The organism is Novosphingobium sp. CECT 9465 (assembly GCF_920987055.1).
In the GTDB taxonomy this organism is placed as follows: domain Bacteria; phylum Pseudomonadota; class Alphaproteobacteria; order Sphingomonadales; family Sphingomonadaceae; genus Novosphingobium.
In genome coordinates this window covers 1064428-1087356 of the sequence record NZ_CAKLBX010000001.1, presented here as the reverse complement: position 1 = coordinate 1087356, position 22929 = coordinate 1064428, and the positions used below count along the sequence as shown (strand labels likewise).

Here is a 22929-nt window from a genome sequence, read left to right as displayed (position 1 = left end):
CCACCAAGGCGCGCCGACTCAATGACAAAATCGTACGGAGCGAGGACGGTATTCTCTGTCCTCGCCCTACCCAAGCAACTGGGTGGCAAAGGGCGCGCGACCAATCCCGAGCAGCTGTTCGCGGCCGGATATGCTGCCTGTTTCGAGAATCGGTGATTCGTGTCACCCCGTGACTAGGCCGAAAAGGTAGCTGCCTATCCGGACCCCACTCATCGACCAGTCGTGTGTATTGCCTGGTGCTGAGATGGCCGAGATAATCGACCCTGCTTGGAAACACGAAGTCGTTGAGCGTTCCGCCCCGGCGTTCAAGCCAGCGTTGCAAAGTGGTGCGGGTTTCAGCCACGATTTCAAACTGGACTGGTCGGCCGGACTTTTGCTGGATGACTGTTCCGCGATTTCGGATGTGGCCACCACTTACGACATCCCCAATGCGAAGCTTCACGAGGTCAAATCCCCTGAGCTTGCTATCAATCGCCAAGTCAAACAGCGGGCGGTCGCGATGCCGTTTGTGGTCATCCAAATAGAAGTGGATCGCCTAGATATCCCGCCGTGGGAGTATCCGCTTTGGTCCTACGTTCAGTCCTGCATTCCGGGGGTGCCGATCGTGTACGGGTCCAAACCAGAGTATCCCATCGTTCTTCTCCTATGGTCTGAATGACCGAAGAGCAAACGTCGAAACGATCTCTTGATCTTCAATGATAAGAACATAATGTGAACATATGAGAATCGCCTCATCCCTGATGCGCGAGAGCGCGGAGCCGTTGGAGGCTTATCGGTGCCCGTTCGGCATTGCCTCGCTCGATACCGCCTTGAGCGGCGGACTGGCGCGGGGGCGTGTTCATGAATTCTATGCGGCCGAAGGCGACGATGCGGCCAGCGCAGCCGGGTTTGCCTTGGGCGTGGCAACGGGCATGGCCGATCCGGGAGGGACAGTTCTGTGGTTGCGCGTACAGCGCGCCGCCCGTCTGGGTGGGGTGGTCCAGGCCAATGGCTGGGCCGAACTTGGCGGTGCGCCGGGGTATGGGCTGGTGGGCGTGGTGCCCGATGTCATGGCTCTGCTGCGCGCTGGTGTTGATGCCTTGCGCTGCACAGCTTTGGGGGCGGTGATCCTGGAGGGCTGGGGCGCGATGCGCGAACTGGACCTGACCGCCAGTCGCCGTCTGTCGCTGGCTGCAGAGAAATCGGGCGTGCCGCTGCTGCTCTTGCGGCATGACGCAACCCCTGTGCCCAGCGCGGCACAGACCCGCTGGCAGGTGGCCGCCGCACCTTCACGCGCCTTGCCGGGCAACGCGCCGGGAGGGCCGACCTTCGATGTGACTTTACTGCGCCAGCGTTCCGGCCCCTGTGGCCTCGACTGGCGGCTGGAGTGGGACCGTGACCGACGTATGTTCCGCGAGGCGGCGCTATCTGGCGCTGTGGTTTCCCTTCCTGCCCACAGATCGGCTGCGGGTACAGAAGGAGACGACCGGCAGGTTGCCTGACGCTCCGCGTGCGTTGACCGCCAGGATAAAGGGTGCATTGCGTCTGTGCGCGGTTGATGGGAACGCGCAGGCGCTCGGTATCGTCACCGGCATGACGCTGGCGGATGCGCGTGCGCTGCATCCCGGCCTGATCGTGGCCGACATGGACGAGGACGCTGACCGGCATTGGCTAAAGCGGCTGGCCGAACATTGCATCAGCTGGTCTCCGCGCGTCACTGTCGCCCCACCGGATGGCATAACGCTGGATATTGCAGGAAGCGAACACCTGTTTGGCGGCGAAGCAGGCCTTGCTGCGCAGGCGGAGGAAGCCTTCGCCGCGATCAGAATGACCATACGCATGGCCGTGGCCTCTACCGCGCAAGGCGCGCAGGCTTTGGCGCGTCATGCGCGCCTGCCCATCATGGATGAGCGGCAGGCGCTGCGCGGATTGCCAGTGCTGGCGCTGGGGCTGGAAGACGAGGCGACCCTTGCCCTTCGTCGCGCGGGATTGAAGACCATCGGCGATGTCGCGTCGCGGGCCGCAGCCAGCATCGCGGCGCGCTTTGGCGCAGATGCAGTAACCGCGCTGCGCCGCCTGCTGGGTGAGGAACACGCCCCCATTGACCCGCTGGCGCAACCCGAACCACTGCATTTTGAGCGCCGTTTCGCCGAACCGGTTGCCCATCAGGCAAGCATCGCGGCCTGTTTCCTCGACCTGTTGCGCGATGCGGCGCGCGCCTTGGAGGAACGCGGCCTTGGCGGACGGCGTTTTGTCCTGACGCTGTTTCGCAGTGACGGCGCGCGCCACCGCCTCGCCATCGAGACGGGCCTGCCCACGCGCGATCCCGCGCCGGTGCTGCGCCTGTTCGATGAACGCATCGGCGCGCTGGCCGATCCGCTAGATCCCGGCTTCGGCTATGACAGCATCACGCTGTTCCTGCCTGTGACCGAGCCGCTTGCCGCAAGCCAGCCCAGGCTCGATGGCAGCGAAAAAGATGCAGCGGCGCTGGCCGACCTGATCGACCGGTTGAGCACGCGATTGGGACCTGCCAGCCTGTGCCGGCTGGTGCCGCAGGACAGCCACATTCCCGAACAGGCCCAACTTGCCCTACCCGCGATTCATGCGCGATCCCCCGCCCACTGGCCCACACCGCCGGAAGGCGAACCGCCATTACGCCCCCTGTTCCTGTTCGATCCGCCGCAGCCGGTGGAGGTGATTGCCGAAGTGCCCGACGGCCCGCCGCACCGTTTCCGCTGGCGGCGCAAGTTGCACGAGGTGCGGCTGTACGAAGGCCCAGAGCGGATCGCGTCGGAATGGTGGCGGCGCAAAGGTGGCGAAGCCCCCGGCAATGGCGGGCTGACGCGCGACTATTACCGGATCGAGGACGTGCGCGGGCGGCGCTACTGGATATTCCGCCATGGGCTTTATGAGGAGAAATCCGATCCGCGCCACGGACCGAAGTGGTATCTTCACGGTCTGTTTGCATGACCGTGCCCCAGCCCTTTGCCGAACTGGTCTCTGCCACGAATTACAGCTTTTTGCGCGGCGCCTCTCATCCTGCGCAGATGGTTGCGCGCGCTCATGCCTTGGGAATGGCAGGCATCGGCATCGCGGATCGCAACACCGTGGCCGGGGTGGTGCGCGCCCATGTTGCATGGCGCGAGGTCGGCGGACTTGCCAGCGGCTTCCAGCTGGCAGTGGGCGCGCGTCTGGTCTTTTCCGACGGAACGCCCGATGTGATCGCCTATCCCGCCACGCTCCAGGGCTGGGGCCGACTGACTCGGCTGCTGACGCTGGGCAACCGGCGCGCAGAGAAAGGCGACTGCACGCTCCATCTGCCTGATCTGCTCGACCATTCGGACGATCTGCTGCTGATCGCCACGGGCCATGATCGCCCGGTGCTGGAGCAATTGGCGCAAACGCGTCCTGGCGCGGTGTGGCTGGCCGTGACGATGCAGCGCGGCGGTGCCGACGCGCGGCGGCTGGCCGAAGCACAAGCGCTGGGCGCGGCCTGCGGCGTGCCGCTGCTCGCCACTTGCGATGCGCTTTACGATCATCGCGATGTGCGGCCCCTGCACGATGTGCTTACCTGCATCCGCGAAGGCGTGACCATTGCCGAGGCGGGGCGCCGCCTGCTCGTCAATGCCGAACGCCACCTCAAGTCGCCCGCAGAAATGGCGCGCTTGTTCCGCAACTACCCAGAAGCCTTGACGACCAGCACCGAGATCCTTTCACGCATCGCCTTCACGCTCGACGACTTGCGCTACGAATATCCGCACGAGCCGGTGCCCGAAGGCTGGGTGCCACAGGCTTGGCTGGAGCATCTGGTGCACGAAGGCGGCCGCGCGTGGTTTCCTGGTGGCCTGCCGGAAGCATACCGGACCGTGCTGGATCAGGAGTTCGCCCTGATCCGCCAGAAGAACTACGCTTTTTACTTCCTTACCGTGCACGATATCGTGCGTCATGCCCGCAGCCTCGATCCGCCGATCCTGTGCCAGGGCCGGGGCAGTGCCGCCAATTCGCTGGTCTGTTATTTCCTCGGCATCACCCCCATAGATCCGGTGCGCGAAAAGCTGCTGTTCTCGCGCTTCCTGTCCGAGCAGCGTGACGAGCCGCCCGACATCGACGTTGATTTCGAGCATGAGCGCCGCGAGGAGATCATGCAGTATATCTACGCCCGCTATGGCCGCGAACGCGCGGGCATAGCGGGCACCGTCATCCATTATCGTCCCCGCAGCGCCCTGCGCGAAGTGGGCAAGGCGCTTGGGCTGACGGAGGATGTGACCGCACGGCTGGCCTCGACCATCTGGGGCAACTGGGGCGATGACGTGCCTGAAGCGCGCGTGGCCGAAGCCGGGCTGGATATCACCAACCCCACCATCGCGCGGCTGAAGGCGCTGGTCGATCAGGTGCTGACCTTTCCCCGCCACCTGTCGCAGCACGTCGGCGGCTTCGTGCTGACCGAGCGAAGGCTGGACGAACTGGTGCCGATCCACAATGCTGCGATGCCCGATCGCACTTTCATCGAATGGGACAAGGATGATATCGACGCGCTGGGCCTGATGAAGGTGGATGTGCTAGCGCTGGGAATGCTCACCGCGATCCGCAAGAGCTTCGACCTGCTGCGCGCGCACGGACTGGGTGACCTGACGCTGGCTTCGGTTCCTTGCGATGACAAGGCTACTTACGCGATGCTCAAGCAGGGAGACAGCATCGGCACCTTCCAGGTCGAAAGCCGCGCGCAGATTGCCATGCTGCCGCGCATGAAGCCTGATTGCCTTTACGATCTTGTCATCCAGGTGGCGATCGTCCGCCCCGGTCCGATCCAGGGCGGCATGGTTCATCCCTATCTGCGGCGGCGCAATGGCGAGGAAGCGGTGATCTTTCCCAGCCCCGCGCCACCCCACGATCCGCAAGAATTGCGCAAGGTGCTGGGCAAGACGCTGGGCGTGCCATTGTTTCAGGAACAGGCGATGAAGCTCGCCATCGTGGCGGCCAATTTCACCCCGGCACAGGCCGATGGCCTCAGGCGCGCGATGGCAACCTTCCGCAACCACGGAACAGTAAACAACTACGAAGACCTGCTGGTGGATGGCATGGTGGCGCGCGGTTATGAACGCGATTTTGCCGAACGCTGCTATCAACAGATCAGGGGGTTCGGCGAATACGGCTTTCCCGAAAGCCACGCGCAGGCCTTTGCATGGCTCGCTTATGTCTCGTCATGGCTCAAATGCCACCACCCGGCCGCGTTCACCTGCGCGCTGCTCAACAGCCAGCCGATGGGCTTCTATGCCCCGGCTCAGCTTGTTCGCGATGCTCAAGAACACGGCGTGGAAGTGCGCGGGGTAGACGTGAACGCCAGTGAGTGGGATTCCACGCTCGAAGGATCGGAGGGCGGTGCGCTTGCGCTGCGGCTTGGCTTTTCCCGGATTGACGGTTTCCGCAAAGGCTGGGCCGACAACGTGACGCAGGCCAGCCGGGGTGGCAGTTTCGCCTCGATCGAAGACCTCGCCCGCCGCGCTACACTACCCGCTCCGGCTTTGCGCAAACTTGCCGATGCAGACGCTTTCGGATCGCTGGCATCCTCGCGCCGTGATGCCCTGTGGGACGTGCGCCGCACGCCGCCCACCCAGTTGCCGCTATTCGCGTTTGCCAATGCCCCCGAACTCGGCAACGAACCCGCCGCGCACCTGCCCGCCATGCCGCTCTCAGAAGATGTGGTGACGGATTATCAGACCACGCACCTTTCGCTGAAGGGGCACCCCATGCAATTCCTGCGCGAGGCCCTGACCCGCAAAGGCGTGCTCGCCTGCGCCGATGCCAACGCAGCGCCCGATGGCCGCAAGGTCCGCGTCGCAGGTGTGGTCCTGACCCGCCAGCGCCCCGGCAAGGGCAATGCGGTGTTCATCACGATCGAGGACGAAACCGGCGTGGTCAACGCGCTACTCTGGTCACGCGATCTGGAAAAACAGCGCCGTGCCGTCATGGCCGCCCGCCTGATGCTGATCGAAGGCGATATCCAGAAAAGCAAGGAAGGCGTGGTCCACCTGATGGCCGCGCGGATCACGGATCGCACCGACCTTCTTGATCGCCTGACGGATCAGGAGAAGGTCAGGCACCCCATTTCGCGCGGCGACGAGATCCATCACCCCCAGCGGCCCCGCATGCACGGCCATCCACGCGATGTCAGAGTACTGCCGAAATCACGGGATTTCCACTGACATCGAATTGTACGACCCTGCAAGACATGCCAATTCCGGATATAGCTCGATGAATGTAGGGCAGTTTGAATTCGATCAGTTTCCTGAAGCCGCCGTTCCGGTCTGTCCGCAATCACGGGCATTCGCGACCCAATCCATGCCGGGTGAATCAAAGGCACCTTGGGCCGATCCACCGCCCGAAGGAGACAAACCGGATCGTCCGCAAGCATAGTCGTCCGTTGTTTCCCAGCGCATATACGCAGATCCGCTACGAACGCACGAGAGGGGAGGGGGCTTTGCCCTGATTGAGCCAAATGGGCGTCTATAGTCGATGCACCGGGCTCACAATCAGGAGTATGTCCCATGATCAAGTCGATCCCGCTGAACAAGCTCGTCGAGTCTCCCCGCAATGTCCGCCGTCACGGCGATCAAGTCGCCGATGCCGAACTAAAGGCCAGTATCGCTGCCCATGGGCTGCTTCAGAATCTCATCGTCCGGCCTGCCGCGAGGGGCAAGTTCGAGGTCGAAGCCGGAGAGCGCCGTCGCCGCGCAATGCTTGCGCTCGCGGACGACAAGATCCTCGCCCGCGACCATGAAGTCACGTGTCTCCTTCTCGAGGACAGCGCTGAAGCCGCGGTCGAGACCAGCCTTGCGGAGAACTTCCACCGTCTCGCAATGAACCCGGCCGACGAAGCCCAGGCCTTTGCGGCGCTCGCCCGACGGCGGCCAACTACTTTGATCGGGTGTCGAAGCAGGTGATCCTCGATGCGCTGACCGATGTCGGCGGTCTCGAGCTCTCCTCGCGCTTTGCGTCGGTCAAGAAGGGTGACCTGGCGATGAGCGCCGAGCGCGTCTTCGCCGGCACCTACATCACCGAGGTCGAGGTCCGCGAAAAGGCCTTGGCCTGGGTGCCTGAGGTCATGCGCTTCGCTTGCCCTGCGCCGGAGGCGGGCGAAGCCGAGATCGACTCGGCTGACGCTGAGCCTGGTGTCGACGGCGAAACTCATACCCCCCGCGAGGTGGCCGCCTGACCTCCTCCTGACAGGAAAAGCCACTCGCGACCCGTGAGAAGCGGTCCTTCGGCTCACGCCGGAGGGCCGCTTCCTTTTTGGAAGGAGAGCGGAGGGGGCTCGAGACCCTGTGGCACTGACCGGCAAGCCCGTCGCCGATGTAGCGCGGCAGGAGCGTTTAGAGCGCGTGACAAGAGAATCTAGAGCAATCAAAATGTCCATGCCCTTCCCCCTTCGGACGGCTTTGTAACCCGAACCGCCCGGACTTCGGATACGGGCAGCTGGATGCTGCTGATCCTTGTCATCGGTAGGAGAAAGGGCACGGAGTCCGAAGCTGCCAGCAGGTGAAATCTCGCTGACCTCCAACCAACCTGTCGGCTCAGAAAAGATCTCGACCTTCAAGCCGCCTTTGGCGATGCTGCTACGGGCGTAGTCGACCAAATCCTCTGAATAGTTGCTCATGTAAGGCTCCTGTCTAAGGCCCGGTGATTATCAGTTCTCGGGCAGGAGTCACCTTTCCACTCAGCCGGTAGTTGAGTGCAACCTCTTCAATGTCGAATCCCGTGAATATCGCACGGATCTCCGGCTTATCATTGATCGACAGGATGAAGCGCCCCTGAAGGCCCGCTAAGAGGTCTCTCAGAGCCTCGAAATCGGCCGGTGAGAAGATGTCCTTTCCGTAGTCATCAGTGCATCCCCAGTAGGGCGGGTCGCAGTAGAACAACGAGCCCGGTCGGCTGTCGTAGCGGCGGATGCATTCGGCATAGGGCAGCCGCTCGATCAGCACGCCGGCAAGCCGCTCGTGCACGTCTTCCAGCATCGGCACGATCTTGGTCAGGTTGAACCGGGCACCATTGCTGAAGTCGATGCCGAAGTGCCGGTTATGCCGGATTGTTCGTCGCGGCGACGATCCTGCCTGCGCAGTCCGAACTTGTGCTGGCGGCGATGATGGTCTCTGGGCGTTTCGATACGGCCATGCTGCTGGCAGTCGCGACTGCCGGGAATGTGCTGGGCTCGGTCGTCAACTGGGTGCTGGGGCGCTATTTTTCGCATTATCGGGACCGAAGCTGGTTCCCGGTATCGCCGGAATCGATGGTCCGCGCGGAGACTTGGTTCGCCCGCTTCGGCCCCGCGGTGCTGTTGCTGTCATGGGTGCCGATCATTGGCGATCCCCTGACCGTGATCGCGGGGGTACTAAAAATGCGCTTCCTGCCATTTTTCGCGGTGGTCGTGATCGCCAAGGGCGGGCGTTACCTGTTTCTCGCCGCCGCCACGCTCAGCTGGCTGGCTTGACCTAGATGTTTGATCCCGGAGTTTGATGGTGCGGATCTGACGTGAACCGCTGGGGCTCTTTTGTCCAGCATTTGCAGATGAACTCATAGGGTGTGAGGCCCTTGAGCGTCTTGAGCCGCTTGGCGAAGTTGTAGGCAGCCACGAAGTTGGCGAGGTGTTCGCGCAACTGATCGTGGGTCTCGTAGTAGAAGCGTTTGACGGTTGCTTCCTTGATTGTCCGGTTCATCCGTTCGACCTGGCCGTTGGTCCACGGATGCCTGGGCTTGGTTGTCCGGTGGTCGATGTCGTTCCTGGCGCAGGCGTATTCGAAGGCATGCGCCCGGAAAGGCTCACCGTTGGCCATGGCTTCCCTGATCAGCGGGACGGCTGATCCGCCAGCGCCCGGCGTGGTGAACTGGATGCCGTTGTCGGTCAGCACCGTGTGGATATTGTACGGTACCGCTTCGATCAGCCGGAGCAGGAAGTCGCGCGACGTTGCGGTTCTGGAGTTCTCGTGCAACTCGACGAAGGCGAACTTGCTGGTCCGGTCGATTGCCACAAACATGTAGAGCTTGCCCTGTTCGGTGCGCACCTCGGCCATATCGATGTGGAAGTAGCCGATGGGGTAAGAGATGAACTTGCTGCGCTTGGGCTTGTCACCCTCCACCTCAGGCAGGCGCGAGATGTCGTGGCGCTGCAAGCAGCGGTGCAGCGACGATCTGGTCAAATGCGGTATCGTCGCCTGCAAGGCATAAAGGCAATCGTCGAGCGGCAGCAGTGTGTGCCTGCGGAAAGCGACGATGATTGCTTCTTCCGCGATGCTCAGCACCGTCGAATGGGCATCCTTGGGGCCGGGCCGCACATCGGTTGTGCTATTCCGACTCCGCCACTTGGCAACCGTCTTGGGGTTGATCCCGTGACGCTTGGCCAGCGTCCTCAGGCTCTCTTGACTATTTTGTATTGCTCGACGGATTGCCGCTGTCGTGCTGGCGCTCCCGTGAAGAACTTGTCCCATAGTGCATCCTTCCATTCTTGCATGGATAATGCACCATCAAACTCCGGGACCAAACATCTAGGCAACTGGTTTGCCACCGTCCTGTTCTGGAAGCCGCAAGTCGCTTTGCTGGTTTCCGAACGCACGCTGCTTCCGGTGCTCATGCCGCTGGCCCCGGCGGCCACGCTCGCTCGACGGTACCCAGGCCAGCTAGCGCTCGTCTTGAAAGAGCACGGAGTGCCGCCCGAATTCATCGCTCAGGAAGTCTGGCGGATGGACAAGGTTGAGTACGCAAAGACTGCTAACCGGAGCGTCGTGGGCATCCTCAGTGAGTTCGTTAGGAGCCGAAAACCAGTCTGCGTTCTTTGCCAGCGAAGCGATACTTGAAACGCCAGCTTTTGTGCCCGGACTTCGCTATGAAGAGGTGAAGCCCTTCCGAGTCCGAGAGCTTGTAATCACGGTCTTTCGCCTTGGCGTTACGGACAGTCATGTCGTTGAGCATAAATGCCCCCAAATCTCGATTTCACTGCCCCCAAAATGCCCCCACTTTACTCTGGAGGCATACGGAAGCATAAGATCAAACGGGGAACAAAATAGCACAAATGTTCCCCGTCAGCACCAATGGCACAGATTTGAGGTTGTGATTTAAGGAGTGTTGGGGCTTCGTCGTAGTGACGAAGGAACGAAGATGAAGCCCCAACACTCCTTAAAAAAATCGCCGATGAAGGCCCCTGCCGAGCGGGTGGTGAAGGACATCCGGCGGCAGACCCGTCGGCACTTCTCGGCCGAAGACAAGATCAGGATCGTGCTGGATGGCCTGCGCGGCGAGGACAGCATTGCCGAGCTGTGCCGCAAGGAAGGCATCGCCCAAAGCCTGTATTACACCTGGTCGAAGGAGTTCATGGAAGCGGGCAAGCGTCGCCTGGCTGGCGACACTGCCCGTGCCGCAACCACCGGCGAGGTGCAGGACCTGCGCCGCGAAGCCCGTGCCCTGAAGGAATGCGTTGCCGACCTGACGCTCGAAAACCGTCTGCTCAAAAAAAGTATGATCGCGGATGGGGGCGACGACGAATGAGGTATCCAGCATCGGAGAAGCTCGAGATCATCCGGATCGTCGAGCAATCGCACCTACCAGCCAAGCACACGTTGGACGAGCTCGGCATTGCCCGTCGGACCTTCTACCGCTGGTACGACCGGTTCCTCGAAGGCGGCCCGGAGGCGCTGGAGGATCGGCCATCGACACCGAGCCGGGTGTGGAACCGGATCCCGCCTGACATCCATGATCAGATCATCGAGCTGGCGCTGGGGCAGTCCGAGCTAAGCCCCCGGGAACTGGCGGTGCGTTTTACCGATGAGAGGCGCTACTTCGTGTCGGAAGCCACGGTTTACCGTCTGTTGAAGGCCCACGATCTGATCACCAGCCCGGCCTATGTCGTGATCAAGGCCGCCGATCAGTTCCACACCAAGACCACGCGGGTAAACGAGATGTGGCAGACTGATTTTACCTACTGTGCGCCTCGTCCCGGATGGTCCGGGGTGCATATGACTGGAATGCAAAGGAGAAAGGAGGAACTGAACGAATGCCTTGCCCTCTGCTGTGAGGGGGCATGAGCCCAAGCGGCGGTGACCTGCCGTCAACTGGCAGGGTGACGTAGCCCGCAGGTAAAGGGGATTGAGGCGAAGCCGTTACGCCGAGATGGTCCCCGAGGCTGTAGCGCTGGAAGGTTGAGGAACACGAACCGGTTAATCCGCATCCGAGGGCTGAAATGTCGCCTTCGCCTACACGGCTTAACAGGCGGAATGCTGATGATGGCGCCGGAGACGTATGTCGGCGACATCCGAATGTGGCCGGAAATGTAGCCCGTCCGCATGGAGCCATGGAGAGAATGCAGCCAGGCCATGGCATCGGCATCGACTTGCGGGACGCAAGGACAAGGACTGCGACCGGCAGCCTCCCCAGCGCGCGAAAGTCCAGCATATGAACGAGGGAAGGCATGATGGAATGCCAAGGGAGTTGGCCCCGATGTCCACCGTGCTGGCGGAGTCCCCGTAGTAGTCCGCGACAGGGAAAGCCTGTCACATGGCGAAGGGGGACAGTTCAATCAGCTTGAAGTGCAAACTACCTGACCAAACGAGGTGAAGACCTTTGATAATCAGCGAAATGCAGCACAAGCTCGCGACGTGGGCCGAGAGCGACCAGAACCGCAAGTTCGATCGCCTTCTCCGGCTCATTGCCGATCGGGCGTGGCTTGCCGAGGCGGCTCGGATCGTGCTGGCGTCGAGTGGCGCCAATACGCCGGGCATCGACGGAATGGACAAGCGACGGATGCAGGCCGTACTGGCAGAACAGCTGGCCAGTCTGCGAACGGACTTGCTGACGGGGAGTTATCACCCGCAGCCGGTCAGGCGAATCTATATCCCGAAAGCCAATGGCAAGAAACGACCACTTGGTATCCCGACCCTGAAAGACCGCATCGTCCAGCGCGCGATGCTGATGGCCATGGAGCCGATCTGGGAAAGCGACTTCCATCGCCTCTCCTACGGCTTCAGGCCGGAACGCAGCGTGCATCACGCTGTCCGGACCGTGAAGATACAGTTGCAGGATAGTGGTGCCGGAGCGCGGGGCCGCTGGATCATCGAAGGTGATCTGGCGAGCTACTTCGATACGGTCCACCACCGGCTTCTGCTTCGCTGCGTTCGGCGGCGAATCCGGGATGATCGGTTTGTTGATCTGCTCTGGCGATTCCTGAAGGCGGGCCACGTCGACCGTGGCCTGTTCGTCGCCTCAAGCGAAGGTGTACCGCAAGGCGGCGTGCTGTCGCCGCTCCTGTCCAACATCATGCTCCATGAGTTTGATGCGTGGCTGGAGGCGAAATACCTGAGCGACAAGGCGCGAAAGGATCGCTGGGCATGGAACTTCGGCATCCAGCAGGGGCGCCCCATCACGGTTCGCGAGAACCGGCAATGGAAACCTGCTGTCGCCTACTGCCGTTACGCCGATGACTTCGTTGTCATCGTCAAGGGCACCAAGGCACATGCCGAGGCCATCCGCGAGGAATGCCGGGCCTTTCTGGAAGACGACCTGAAGCTGACGTTGAATATGGACAAGAGCCATATCACCCACGTCGACGACGGGTTCGTGTTCCTCGGGCACCGGATTATCCGCAGGCGGGGATCGAGCGGACGCATGTCCGTGGTCTCAACGATACCCAAGGAGAAGGCCAAGACCTTCGCTCGCCGATTGGTCGAGGCTCTCTCCGGCAATCATGAGGTTGCCGCGGTGGACATGATCGACGGTCTGAACCGCCAGCTGGCGGGATGGGCTGCGTTCTACAGGTTCACCGACTTCACGGCGCGCACATTCCGGCGCATCGACACCGTCGTGTTCTGGAAAATGGCGCACTGGTTGGCGCAGAAGTACCGGTCCCGTATCAAGCCTTTGATGCGTAAATGGTACCGCATGCCGGAAACCGGCCAATCGAAGACGTGGCTGGTCTACGGTCGAAGCAATCAGGGCAATGCCGTCGGCAAGGCGCTGCGACGACTGGTCACAAGCCAGAAGATGCAGTTCCGGTGGCGGAATCCGGAGCGAAATCCCTACATCTATCGGGACGAGCTCCGAAACACCGTCACCTCCCGCTATCGTGATGTCGCCATGGCCTTGGACCAAGGTTGAATAGAGAGCCGTATGCGCTGAAAGGTGCACGTACGGTTCGGGGAGGGGAAGCGCTTATGCGCTTCCTACTCCACTCAAGATCATCGGGTGGGGCTGGATGTACCTGTCGACCGTGCTCGACGACTTCTCGCGCTACATTATCGCCTGGAAACTGTGCACCAACATGCGCGCCGAGGATGTGACCGACACGCTCGACCTGGCCCTTGGCGCATCGGGCTGCGACAGCGCCACGGTGCTGCACAAGCCCAGGCTGTTGTCGGATAATGGCCCCAGCTACATCGCCGGCGAATTGGCTGAATACATTGAGGCCCGGAAGATGAGCCACGTGCGCGGTGCCCCGATGCACCCGCAAACCCAGGGCAAGATCGAGCGCTGGCACCAAACCCTGAAAAACCGCATCCTGCTGGAAAACTACTTTTTGCCCGGCGACCTCGAAGCCCAAATCGAGGCCTTCGTCGAGTACTACAACCACCAGCGTTACCACGAGAGCCTGAACAACGTGACGCCCGCCGATGCCTACTTCGGCAGGGCTCCAGCCATCATCAAACAGCGCGAAAGGATCAAGCGACAGACCATCGAACATCGGCGCTTGCAACACCGCAAGCTCGCCGCCTAACATCAACCCCCAGACGAGGTCCGCACTCCGCTAATTTACGCCGCGAGTTGTGCCGAATGTTCTGACGACGGACAGCCACGTCGAATGCCACGCCTTCGGAATAGGCCCTGCCGTCCACCACAATGCGCGCGCCTTCAGCAAGAGCCGCGGCTGTGTAAGGCGTCCATGTCGACCAGGCGTCTATCGCGCCGCTTTGGAGCGCGGCGCGGGAATCGCTCGGGCTGAGGAAGGTCAACTTCACGGCATCGGGTGCTAAGCCTGCGTCATTGAGCGCACTCAAGACAAGGAAGTGACCGATTGACCCGCGCGTAGTGGCAATACGCTTGCCTGCAAGGTCGCGCACGGTGCGAACTGGGGATCGCGCTTCAACGACGATGGCAAGGGCACCCGGCTCGCGCGCCTCCGCTTTCAGTGCTGCTACGGCCCGTGCGGGCGAGCCGCTTTGATAGGCGAACTGATATGGCGCATCGCCCACCAGGCCAACGTCTACCGCATCGCTGGCCAGAGCTTCGAGCAGGTTCTGAGCGGCGGGGAAATCTGACCATTCGATGGCATAGGCTGCGCCCTCCAGCGCACCGGAAGCCAGAAGCACGGCCTTGGTGCCGCCCTTCTGACTGCCTACGCGCAAGGTTGAGGCACCTCCCCCGCCCTTGCCGCAAGCAGCAAGAGCGAGGAAGGCGCCCGACGTCAGGATGGCGTGACGTCTGGACAGCATGGTCAGAGGTCCGCCCACAACGGCTCATCTGCGATCAGAATGCGTGAAAGTTCACGCGGGAAAATGCCGTAGTTGCGCACCGCGTAATGCACTGCAGCACGATTGTCCCAGAATGCCACCGAGTTCTTGCGCCACGAAAAGCGCACCTGCAATTCAGGGCGCTTGTACTGGCGCAGGATCTCATCGAGCAGTGCGCGGCTTTCGGCGAGTTCGAGGCTCAGGATCTGCGGTTGCTGTGAGAAGTTAACCCACAGGATCTTCTTCCCTGTCTCACGATGGGTACGCACGATCGGGTGCGCAACGATCGGATATTCGTGCCCGGCAGCCTTCAGTGCGCCAAGGAAGTTGTGAGTGACATGCAAGCCTTCGAGGCGCGTCTTCAGATCATCGGGCAGCGCCTCGTAGGCAAGGTTTGCGTCAACCCAGACCGTGTCGCCACCGATCTCGGGGAGCGTGACGTCGCGCAGCACGGCACCCCATGTCGGCACCAGACGCCAACTCGTGTCGGTGTGGTAAGCATCGCCGGAGTCCAGAACCGCCTTGAAGCGTTCGCCGTATTCGCGGTCGTCTGCCGCAGCGATGGCATGAGCGGGTGGAAGCTTGCTGTCGTGCTTTGTGGTGGGGTGCGTGTAGAGCGGGCCGAATTGCCCGGCGAACGCCGCATGCTGCTCGCTGGTCAGCGGCTGGTCCCGAAAGAAGATCACCTTGTATTTGAGGACCGCGGCGCGGATGGCTTCGCGCTGCGCGTCGGTTGTTCCCCGTCAGCACCAATGGCACAGATTTGAGGTTGTGATTTAAGGAGTGTTGGGGCTTCGTCGTAGTGACGAAGGAACGAAGATGAAGCCCCAACACTCCTTAAAAAAATCGCCGATGAAGGCCCCTGCCGAGCGGGTGGTGAAGGGCATCCGGCGGCAGACCCGTCGGCACTTCTCGGCCGAAGACAAGATCAGGATCGTGCTGGATGGCCTGCGCGGCGAGGACAGCATTGCCGAGCTGTGCCGCAAGGAAGGCATCGCCCAAAGCCTGTATTACACCTGGTCGAAGGAGTTCATGGAAGCGGGCAAGCGTCGCCTGGCTGGCGACACTGCCCGTGCCGCAACCACCGGCGAGGTGCAGGACCTGCGCCGCGAAGCCCGTGCCCTGAAGGAATGCGTTGCCGACCTGACGCTCGAAAACCGTCTGCTCAAAAAAAGTATGATCGCGGATGGGGGCGACGACGAATGAGGTATCCAGCATCGGAGAAGCTCGAGATCATCCGGATCGTCGAGCAATCGCACCTACCAGCCAAGCACACGTTGGACGAGCTCGGCATTGCCCGTCGGACCTTCTACCGCTGGTACGACCGGTTCCTCGAAGGCGGCCCGGAGGCGCTGGAGGATCGGCCATCGACACCGAGCCGGGTGTGGAACCGGATCCCGCCTGACATCCATGATCAGATCATCGAGCTGGCGCTGGGGCAGTCCGAGCTAAGCCCCCGGGAACTGGCGGTGCGTTTTACCGATGAGAGGCGCTACTTCGTGTCGGAAGCCACGGTTTACCGTCTGTTGAAGGCCCACGATCTGATCACCAGCCCGGCCTATGTCGTGATCAAGGCCGCCGATCAGTTCCACACCAAGACCACGCGGGTAAACGAGATGTGGCAGACTGATTTTACCTACTGTGCGCCTCGTCCCGGATGGTCCGGGGTGCATATGACTGGAATGCAAAGGAGAAAGGAGGAACTGAACGAATGCCTTGCCCTCTGCTGTGAGGGGGCATGAGCCCAAGCGGCGGTGACCTGCCGTCAACTGGCAGGGTGACGTAGCCCGCAGGTAAAGGGGATTGAGGCGAAGCCGTTACGCCGAGATGGTCCCCGAGGCTGTAGCGCTGGAAGGTTGAGGAACACGAACCGGTTAATCCGCATCCGAGGGCTGAAATGTCGCCTTCGCCTACACGGCTTAACAGGCGGAATGCTGATGATGGCGCCGGAGACGTATGTCGGCGACATCCGAATGTGGCCGGAAATGTAGCCCGTCCGCATGGAGCCATGGAGAGAATGCAGCCAGGCCATGGCATCGGCATCGACTTGCGGGACGCAAGGACAAGGACTGCGACCGGCAGCCTCCCCAGCGCGCGAAAGTCCAGCATATGAACGAGGGAAGGCATGATGGAATGCCAAGGGAGTTGGCCCCGATGTCCACCGTGCTGGCGGAGTCCCCGTAGTAGTCCGCGACAGGGAAAGCCTGTCACATGGCGAAGGGGGACAGTTCAATCAGCTTGAAGTGCAAACTACCTGACCAAACGAGGTGAAGACCTTTGATAATCAGCGAAATGCAGCACAAGCTCGCGACGTGGGCCGAGAGCGACCAGAACCGCAAGTTCGATCGCCTTCTCCGGCTCATTGCCGATCGGGCGTGGCTTGCCGAGGCGGCTCGGATCGTGCTGGCGTCGAGTGGCGCCAATACGCCGGGCATCGACGGAATGGACAAGCGACGGATGCAGGCCGTACTGGCAGAACAGCTGGCCAGTCTGCGAACGGACTTGCTGACGGGGAGTTATCACCCGCAGCCGGTCAGGCGAATCTATATCCCGAAAGCCAATGGCAAGAAACGACCACTTGGTATCCCGACCCTGAAAGACCGCATCGTCCAGCGCGCGATGCTGATGGCCATGGAGCCGATCTGGGAAAGCGACTTCCATCGCCTCTCCTACGGCTTCAGGCCGGAACGCAGCGTGCATCACGCTGTCCGGACCGTGAAGATACAGTTGCAGGATAGTGGTGCCGGAGCGCGGGGCCGCTGGATCATCGAAGGTGATCTGGCGAGCTACTTCGATACGGTCCACCACCGGCTTCTGCTTCGCTGCGTTCGGCGGCGAATCCGGGATGATCGGTTTGTTGATCTGCTCTGGCGATTCCTGAAGGCGGGCCACGTCGACCGTGGCCTGTTCGTCGCCTCAAGCGAAGGTGTACCGCAAGGCGGCGTGCTGTCGCCGCTCCTGTCCAACATCATGCTCCATGAGTTTGATGCGTGGCTGGAGGCGAAATACCTGAGCGACAAGGCGCGAAAGGATCGCTGGGCATGGAACTTCGGCATCCAGCAGGGGCGCCCCATCACGGTTCGCGAGAACCGGCAATGGAAACCTGCTGTCGCCTACTGCCGTTACGCCGATGACTTCGTTGTCATCGTCAAGGGCACCAAGGCACATGCCGAGGCCATCCGCGAGGAATGCCGGGCCTTTCTGGAAGACGACCTGAAGCTGACGTTGAATATGGACAAGAGCCATATCACCCACGTCGACGACGGGTTCGTGTTCCTCGGGCACCGGATTATCCGCAGGCGGGGATCGAGCGGACGCATGTCCGTGGTCTCAACGATACCCAAGGAGAAGGCCAAGACCTTCGCTCGCCGATTGGTCGAGGCTCTCTCCGGCAATCATGAGGTTGCCGCGGTGGACATGATCGACGGTCTGAACCGCCAGCTGGCGGGATGGGCTGCGTTCTACAGGTTCACCGACTTCACGGCGCGCACATTCCGGCGCATCGACACCGTCGTGTTCTGGAAAATGGCGCACTGGTTGGCGCAGAAGTACCGGTCCCGTATCAAGCCTTTGATGCGTAAATGGTACCGCATGCCGGAAACCGGCCAATCGAAGACGTGGCTGGTCTACGGTCGAAGCAATCAGGGCAATGCCGTCGGCAAGGCGCTGCGACGACTGGTCACAAGCCAGAAGATGCAGTTCCGGTGGCGGAATCCGGAGCGAAATCCCTACATCTATCGGGACGAGCTCCGAAACACCGTCACCTCCCGCTATCGTGATGTCGCCATGGCCTTGGACCAAGGTTGAATAGAGAGCCGTATGCGCTGAAAGGTGCACGTACGGTTCGGGGAGGGGAAGCGCTTATGCGCTTCCTACTCCACTCAAGATCATCGGGTGGGGCTGGATGTACCTGTCGACCGTGCTCGACGACTTCTCGCGCTACATTATCGCCTGGAAACTGTGCACCAACATGCGCGCCGAGGATGTGACCGACACGCTCGACCTGGCCCTTGGCGCATCGGGCTGCGACAGCGCCACGGTGCTGCACAAGCCCAGGCTGTTGTCGGATAATGGCCCCAGCTACATCGCCGGCGAATTGGCTGAATACATTGAGGCCCGGAAGATGAGCCACGTGCGCGGTGCCCCGATGCACCCGCAAACCCAGGGCAAGATCGAGCGCTGGCACCAAACCCTGAAAAACCGCATCCTGCTGGAAAACTACTTTTTGCCCGGCGACCTCGAAGCCCAAATCGAGGCCTTCGTCGAGTACTACAACCACCAGCGTTACCACGAGAGCCTGAACAACGTGACGCCCGCCGATGCCTACTTCGGCAGGGCTCCAGCCATCATCAAACAGCGCGAAAGGATCAAGCGACAGACCATCGAACATCGGCGCTTGCAACACCGCAAGCTCGCCGCCTAACATCAACCCCCAGACGAGGTCCGCACTCCGCTAATTTACGCCGCGAGTTGTGCCGAATGTTCTGACGACGGACACCCCTCCCCTTTTTAGGCCGGTTCACAAGGCGGAGAGATTGCAGCTACTCAGTTTGCAGCGAGAATCCGCCCTGATAGAGGATGTTAGAGCTAATTTATCGCGCGAAGTCGAAGCTCTGTCGCCTGGTGAACGGAGCTCAGGAACCATCTGCCGGCCTCCAGGTAACTACTAAAACTCGTGGCATTTGCCGCATCTTGGTCAGTCTTGCTCCGAGTGTTCGGCCAACGGCAGCCGACGTCAACGCCGTTTCGGTCGACGCCCGGACGTCATCGGATCTGGCTTCTTTGGAGTTTTCCAACCGCGCGGCACAACCGGCTTTGCCTTATTGGTACCGATGCCCATTGCTCCGGGTATTTGCCGCGACAAGCCAGATGTGTCAGCCCGAGCTGCCTCTTCCGTGGTCGCCCCTCCACGAAGCAGATTAATCTGATCACGGAGTCGGCGGGCATCCTCAAAGTCCTCGCGCTTGGCAGCTGCGAGCATTCGGCGTTCCAAGTCTGCGATTTCTGCATCCATGACCGTTCTGAACCTATAGGCCCAACGGACGTTCCGATGACGCTCAGGCTAGCGAATTGCTAATTTGAACATTCGCAGTCGTACGGCTCAATATCGTGCTGCGAGGATGCTGTCAGATGCCGCCTTAAAAGCCGTCATCCGCGATGCATGATGGGCCTGTCAAAACTTGCCCTACGTTCATGGAGCCCATGACGGCGACTGGCCGTAAGGAAACCGGCAGGTTCTGAAAGACCGTCGGGCAAAGCAGTGTTTGCCACGCACCACGGCGCTCCGACTGCACTCCCCGTTCGACTCTCCTTCTGCTATGGATACGTCAACTTGGCGGGGCAATACTGAGTGGACAGATGTTTTTGTATTGTTTCGTGCGGCCTCGATAATAAGGTAGCTTCATGAAACCGGTCGAGGTCTGTCAGCGCGTCGAACGCAGTATATTCGAGGTGCCCGTCGCGTGAAGGGCCTCGCTGCAATCTCGGCGAAGTGGTCTGGCGCGATTGGTATCGATCGTTCCGACCACCTCGTTGCCTTCGCCTGATCGATGGGGAGGCTCGGGCGCGACGTCTATCGCAGGAAGCTGGAGCGATACCTGTCGCACAGCTTTGACGAACCGATCATCTCGCTGATTTCCGCCCTCGTTGCCGCGCAGTCAGGAAGTCAGAATGCTCTGGCGATGATGCAGGATCTTCCGCCAGAGGCTTTAGGTGCGGAGCTGGGATCGCCCTACCATATTCCGCTTTGGTCGGTGGAGACGCTGGTCAATGAGCTTCTCGCCATTCCGAAGGCCAAAGGCTTTGGCACCGGGCGCACGCGCGTCCTCAATGCCGAGATGTTCCAGACCCTGCGTGCCCTGCAGGGCATCCTTATTAAGCTGGAGAATGCCGAGGACGGGATGTTCCTCGAAAAGCATGACGTCTTCTACGAGATGGCGCGGATCGCACAGCGTCAGTTCCCATGGCAGCGCGGCGTCACGAACGCACCGCACCTTTACCGCTCCATGCTCCTCTATGGCACCGGTTCGGCGCGTGAGTATTTCGAAGCGAGCGCCGGCATCTCCCTTTCCGATTTCGTGAAGACCGGCGCATGCATGTCGGGTGCTCTGGCAGGTAACGCCTGGGTCCACCGACAGCGGAGTCTGAGTGAGATCGGCATCTCGCCCGAGGTCCGGGAAGCAACTCTTCGCAAGCTCGCGATACCCCATGTCGAGGCACGACATCTTGCGGCGCGAATGCGGAAAGGTCATCGGCACACCGCCTATCGTCCCAGCATTCTGCGAGACTTTCCGATCATCGCTTTTGGCGAGCAGGACGAGCGCCTTCGCGCCCCAATGCCAGAACTCATCATGTACCGATACACATCGGGCCTATATCTCGACGTGGTGGAGGGCGGCTCCGCTGTCTGGACCGACATCGGCGCGCGGTTCGAGGGCTACGTGCTGGAATATCTCCAAACCATGATGTCCCCCTACGAGGTCATCGGCGAGCAAGTCTACGGGCCGAAGAAAGCGCGGCATCGCACCCCCGACGTGCTCGTCTCTGGAACGGATGGCATCGTCGCAGTGATCGAGTGCAAGTCGAAGAGGATGAGCTTTGACGCCAGATACGCTGACGATCCCGTCACCTCCGCATCTGTCGGCTTCGATGAACTGGCGAAAGGCATGTTCCAGATCTGGCGCTTCATCTCGCATGCCCGGCGCGGCCTCACGGGCGACATCAAGGTCGACCCGTTCTGCCGGGGAGCGATCGTGACGGCCGACAGTTGGCTAACCATGGCGAGCAGGCAGGCAGAGCAGGTGATCGCCACGGCCATGGCGATGGCAGATGCGGAGGGGAATATCGACGAAGGCGATCGCCGCGAGATCGCGTTCTGCCCGATCGACGATGTCGAGTACGTCTTACAGCATGGTACGGCAGACAGCTTCCTTGACGCCTGTCGCGAAGTCTCCTCCGGCGAGAAGAAGGGCTTCATGCTTTCGGTTGCTCACGCTGCGACGCGCGAGCGGCAACGCGGCTATCCGTTCAAGGATCGGATCGCTGACGTTCTTCCTTGGATGAGGAGCGCATTCGAGCATGACTAGCAAGGCCTCACTTATCACCGAGATTTTGACGGAGCTGCGAAAGGCGCAGACCGAAACATGGAAGCGACCGCCAGCCGGTCGGGTGAAGGGGATCAGCTTTCCGCCCGCCTTGTGGCTTGGCGATGGTCGCTCCATTCGGGTGACCGAGGCACTGTTGGATGCGGTCTATGCCTACACACGGATATGCTGGAACAACGACCCGGCTTTGAAGCCCCGATTCAAGATCGATGAATTGAACAAGCTTACGGAACAGTCCTTCGGTCTGGCGCTTGCCGAGATCGATCTTGATGACAACGATGCGCAGTTGCACCCCGTCGTGAGCGAACGCGTCGAAGAACTGCTCGTTGAACAGGTCGCCGGGCATAACCGACCTATAGACCTGACGTTGGGATGCCACCTTATCGAAGGCGATGAGCCTTATCCGCTCCAAGTTGGACCGGTGATATTTGAGACCCGCGAAGCATGGCGGCTACGCATGCTCGCGGCAGGCAGGTTATCGCCGACGACGGCGCGCCGCCTTTATGCGCGCTGGAGCGGCAAGCCGCCACGGAAGCGCAAGCGCTCGTTCGATTCCTCTGCAGAAGAGTCCATTGTTGACGCAGTCGGTGAATGCCCAGTGGTGTGCAGCGTCGCGACGTACGGGCTCTCCGGCAAATACATCCAGGAGAAAGGCCTACTGGCAGCACGTCTCGCGATGACCGCCATCTCACTCACTTGGTATCAACCCTCGGAAGGCTTGCGGTGGATGAACCTGCTTTATGACCGGCGGCGTAGCCATCGTCATACGGTGTTGTTTGGCAGCGGCAGCAATGTCGGCTCGAATTCCGAACGCGCGGAATTGCCTGTCGGTCGCTATTCGGAACCCGAGCTGCTAGAAAACCTGCGTTCTTATCGGTGGCTCTTCGAGCAGATCGGGGAAGCACTTTATGGCTACCTGCAGCCCAATCGGTCGACGGAGCGCCCGAAGGTTATGAACGCGTTGTTCCTAAGCCTGTGCTGGTATCACGAGGCCTGTCGTGAATCGCTGGATCAGATTGCTACCACGAAGTTCGCTGCCAGCATGGACGCGTTGACAGGCGGAAAGGAGGTGCCCGGTATCCTTTCCCTTATTAGCGCGCGTCTTGGCCCGAAGCCGGACGACCCACTAATGAAGGATGGCCGCAAAACCAAGAAGGTGATTGCACAAATTTACAACGACGGGCGTAGCAAGCTTATTCACGGGGCAAGCGCTGATTTCGCTCACGACTGGACGCAAGTCCGGGTAAGCGCAGAGGTAATTGGTCGATGGTTGCTTATTTCTTCGTGTCATTGGCTATCTGAAAACTCTAGCGTAGATGATCTGAACAGACTTCGTGAAAAGTAATCTCGGCCGTCATCACCCG

Annotated in this window: 15 protein-coding genes and 8 pseudogenes; 16 read left to right on the top strand and 7 right to left on the bottom strand. The window is 61.0% G+C overall.

From position 1 onward, the window contains the following. Positions 1-29: 29 nt before the first annotated feature. Positions 30-150: pseudogene (locus tag LUA85_RS05300) on the top strand (Ohr subfamily peroxiredoxin); the annotation flags it as partial. 55 nt (positions 151-205) lie between these two features. On the opposite strand, the pseudogene LUA85_RS05295 reads toward LUA85_RS05300, so the two are convergent. After that, positions 206-628 (bottom strand): annotated as a pseudogene (locus LUA85_RS05295) (integrase); the annotation flags it as partial. 91 nt (positions 629-719) lie between these two features. On the opposite strand from LUA85_RS05295, the gene LUA85_RS05290 reads away from it, so the two are divergent. From LUA85_RS05290 to LUA85_RS05270, 5 genes and pseudogenes are all read left to right on the top strand, one after another. Beyond that, complete coding sequence (locus tag LUA85_RS05290; RefSeq protein WP_231467559.1) at positions 720-1481, top strand: ImuA family protein; 762 nt, start codon at positions 720-722, stop codon at positions 1479-1481. Then, complete coding sequence (locus LUA85_RS05285; RefSeq protein WP_256448223.1) at positions 1375-2949, top strand: DNA polymerase Y family protein; 1575 nt, start codon at positions 1375-1377, stop codon at positions 2947-2949. Before LUA85_RS05290 ends, LUA85_RS05285 begins: the two co-directional genes overlap by 107 nt. After that, entirely contained in the window at positions 2946-6182 is a 3237-nt protein-coding gene (locus tag LUA85_RS05280; protein WP_231467557.1) for an error-prone DNA polymerase, read from the top strand. Before LUA85_RS05285 ends, LUA85_RS05280 begins: the two co-directional genes overlap by 4 nt. A gap of 342 nt (positions 6183-6524) precedes the next feature. After that, positions 6525-6879 (top strand): annotated as a pseudogene (locus LUA85_RS05275) (ParB/RepB/Spo0J family partition protein); the annotation flags it as partial. Positions 6880-6916: 37 nt separating this feature from the next. After that, positions 6917-7192 carry a hypothetical protein gene (locus LUA85_RS05270; RefSeq protein ID WP_231467553.1) on the top strand — a complete coding sequence of 92 codons (276 nt, stop codon included), beginning with the start codon at positions 6917-6919 and terminating at the stop codon, positions 7190-7192. 454 nt (positions 7193-7646) lie between these two features. On the opposite strand, the gene LUA85_RS05265 is transcribed toward LUA85_RS05270, so the two are convergent. Continuing rightward, entirely contained in the window at positions 7647-7991 is a 345-nt protein-coding gene (locus tag LUA85_RS05265; RefSeq protein ID WP_231467551.1) for a DNA adenine methylase, read from the bottom strand. Between the two features lie 71 nt (positions 7992-8062). Here LUA85_RS05265 and LUA85_RS05260 point away from each other — a divergent pair, with 71 nt between their 5' ends. Further along, the gene (locus LUA85_RS05260; protein WP_231467549.1) at positions 8063-8464 is read left to right on the top strand and encodes a YqaA family protein; all 402 of its coding nucleotides are present in this window, start codon (positions 8063-8065) and stop codon (positions 8462-8464) included. A 1-nt stretch (position 8465) separates the two neighbouring features. Here the strand turns inward: LUA85_RS05260 and LUA85_RS05255 are convergent, their stop codons facing one another. Continuing rightward, a complete protein-coding gene (locus LUA85_RS05255) occupies positions 8466-9458 on the bottom strand; it encodes an IS481 family transposase (RefSeq protein ID WP_231467547.1) in 993 nt (330 codons plus the stop codon). Positions 9459-9479: 21 nt separating this feature from the next. Here LUA85_RS05255 and LUA85_RS21675 point away from each other — a divergent pair, with 21 nt between their 5' ends. Next, the gene (locus LUA85_RS21675) at positions 9480-9824 is read left to right on the top strand and encodes a hypothetical protein (RefSeq protein ID WP_371823649.1); all 345 of its coding nucleotides are present in this window, start codon (positions 9480-9482) and stop codon (positions 9822-9824) included. Here LUA85_RS21675 and LUA85_RS05250 read toward each other — a convergent pair. Further along, positions 9775-9927, bottom strand: coding sequence for an Arm DNA-binding domain-containing protein (locus LUA85_RS05250; RefSeq protein ID WP_231471775.1), 153 nt, complete (start codon positions 9925-9927; stop codon positions 9775-9777). The genes LUA85_RS21675 and LUA85_RS05250 overlap by 50 nt on opposite strands. Positions 9928-10125: 198 nt before the next feature. Here LUA85_RS05250 and LUA85_RS05245 point away from each other — a divergent pair. From LUA85_RS05245 to LUA85_RS05235, 3 genes and pseudogenes are all read left to right on the top strand, one after another. After that, positions 10126-10946: pseudogene (locus LUA85_RS05245) on the top strand (helix-turn-helix domain-containing protein); the annotation flags it as partial. A 637-nt stretch (positions 10947-11583) separates the two neighbouring features. Further along, positions 11584-13113 carry a group II intron reverse transcriptase/maturase gene (ltrA, locus tag LUA85_RS05240; RefSeq protein WP_008828485.1) on the top strand — a complete coding sequence of 510 codons (1530 nt, stop codon included), beginning with the start codon at positions 11584-11586 and terminating at the stop codon, positions 13111-13113. 67 nt (positions 13114-13180) lie between these two features. Beyond that, positions 13181-13729 (top strand): annotated as a pseudogene (locus LUA85_RS05235) (transposase); the annotation flags it as partial. Here the strand turns inward: LUA85_RS05235 and LUA85_RS05230 are convergent. Both LUA85_RS05230 and LUA85_RS05225 read right to left on the bottom strand, forming a co-directional pair. Continuing rightward, on the bottom strand, positions 13674-14444 hold the full coding sequence (locus tag LUA85_RS05230) for an ABC transporter substrate-binding protein (protein ID WP_231467545.1): 771 nt from the start codon (positions 14442-14444) through the stop codon (positions 13674-13676). The pseudogene LUA85_RS05235 and the gene LUA85_RS05230 overlap by 56 nt on opposite strands. A 2-nt stretch (positions 14445-14446) precedes the next feature. Then, positions 14447-15181 (bottom strand): annotated as a pseudogene (locus LUA85_RS05225) (TauD/TfdA dioxygenase family protein); the annotation flags it as partial. Positions 15182-15281: 100 nt separating this feature from the next. On the opposite strand from LUA85_RS05225, the pseudogene LUA85_RS05220 reads away from it, so the two are divergent. The 3 genes and pseudogenes from LUA85_RS05220 to LUA85_RS05210 form a co-directional block, all read left to right on the top strand. Next, positions 15282-16102, top strand: a pseudogene (locus tag LUA85_RS05220) (helix-turn-helix domain-containing protein); the annotation flags it as partial. 637 nt (positions 16103-16739) lie between these two features. After that, positions 16740-18269 (top strand): group II intron reverse transcriptase/maturase, encoded by a 1530-nt coding sequence (gene ltrA / locus LUA85_RS05215; RefSeq protein ID WP_008828485.1) that lies wholly within the window; start codon positions 16740-16742, stop codon positions 18267-18269. A 67-nt stretch (positions 18270-18336) separates the two neighbouring features. Further along, a pseudogene (locus LUA85_RS05210) lies at positions 18337-18885 on the top strand (transposase); the annotation flags it as partial. A 312-nt stretch (positions 18886-19197) separates the two neighbouring features. On the opposite strand, the gene LUA85_RS05205 reads toward LUA85_RS05210, so the two are convergent. Then, the gene (locus LUA85_RS05205) at positions 19198-19476 is read right to left on the bottom strand and encodes a UvrB/UvrC motif-containing protein (RefSeq protein WP_231467541.1); all 279 of its coding nucleotides are present in this window, start codon (positions 19474-19476) and stop codon (positions 19198-19200) included. Between the two features lie 535 nt (positions 19477-20011). On the opposite strand from LUA85_RS05205, the gene LUA85_RS05200 reads away from it, so the two are divergent. Beyond that, positions 20012-21547, top strand: coding sequence for a hypothetical protein (locus tag LUA85_RS05200; RefSeq protein WP_231467539.1), 1536 nt, complete (start codon positions 20012-20014; stop codon positions 21545-21547). Beyond that, positions 21540-22910, top strand: coding sequence for a hypothetical protein (locus tag LUA85_RS05195; protein ID WP_231467537.1), 1371 nt, complete (start codon positions 21540-21542; stop codon positions 22908-22910). The genes LUA85_RS05200 and LUA85_RS05195 overlap by 8 nt, the downstream gene beginning before the upstream one ends. The last annotated feature ends 19 nt before the right edge of the window (positions 22911-22929 follow it).

What these genes read in the sequence shown, in the direction of transcription:
- LUA85_RS05290 (WP_231467559.1), top strand. Translation starts at nt 720, where the DNA reads ATGAGAATCGCCTCATCCCTGATGCGCGAGAGCGCGGAGCCGTTGGAG.
- LUA85_RS05280 (WP_231467557.1), top strand. Translation starts at nt 2,946, where the DNA reads ATGACCGTGCCCCAGCCCTTTGCCGAACTGGTCTCTGCCACGAATTAC.
- LUA85_RS05265 (WP_231467551.1), bottom strand. Translation starts at nt 7,991, where the DNA reads ATGCTGGAAGACGTGCACGAGCGGCTTGCCGGCGTGCTGATCGAGCGG.
- LUA85_RS05255 (WP_231467547.1), bottom strand. Translation starts at nt 9,458, where the DNA reads ATGGGACAAGTTCTTCACGGGAGCGCCAGCACGACAGCGGCAATCCGT.
- LUA85_RS21675 (WP_371823649.1), top strand. Translation starts at nt 9,480, where the DNA reads ATGGATAATGCACCATCAAACTCCGGGACCAAACATCTAGGCAACTGG.
- LUA85_RS05250 (WP_231471775.1), bottom strand. Translation starts at nt 9,927, where the DNA reads ATGACTGTCCGTAACGCCAAGGCGAAAGACCGTGATTACAAGCTCTCG.
- LUA85_RS05230 (WP_231467545.1), bottom strand. Translation starts at nt 14,444, where the DNA reads ATGCTGTCCAGACGTCACGCCATCCTGACGTCGGGCGCCTTCCTCGCT.
- LUA85_RS05205 (WP_231467541.1), bottom strand. Translation starts at nt 19,476, where the DNA reads ATGGATGCAGAAATCGCAGACTTGGAACGCCGAATGCTCGCAGCTGCC.
- LUA85_RS05200 (WP_231467539.1), top strand. Translation starts at nt 20,012, where the DNA reads ATGGGGAGGCTCGGGCGCGACGTCTATCGCAGGAAGCTGGAGCGATAC.
- LUA85_RS05195 (WP_231467537.1), top strand. Translation starts at nt 21,540, where the DNA reads ATGACTAGCAAGGCCTCACTTATCACCGAGATTTTGACGGAGCTGCGA.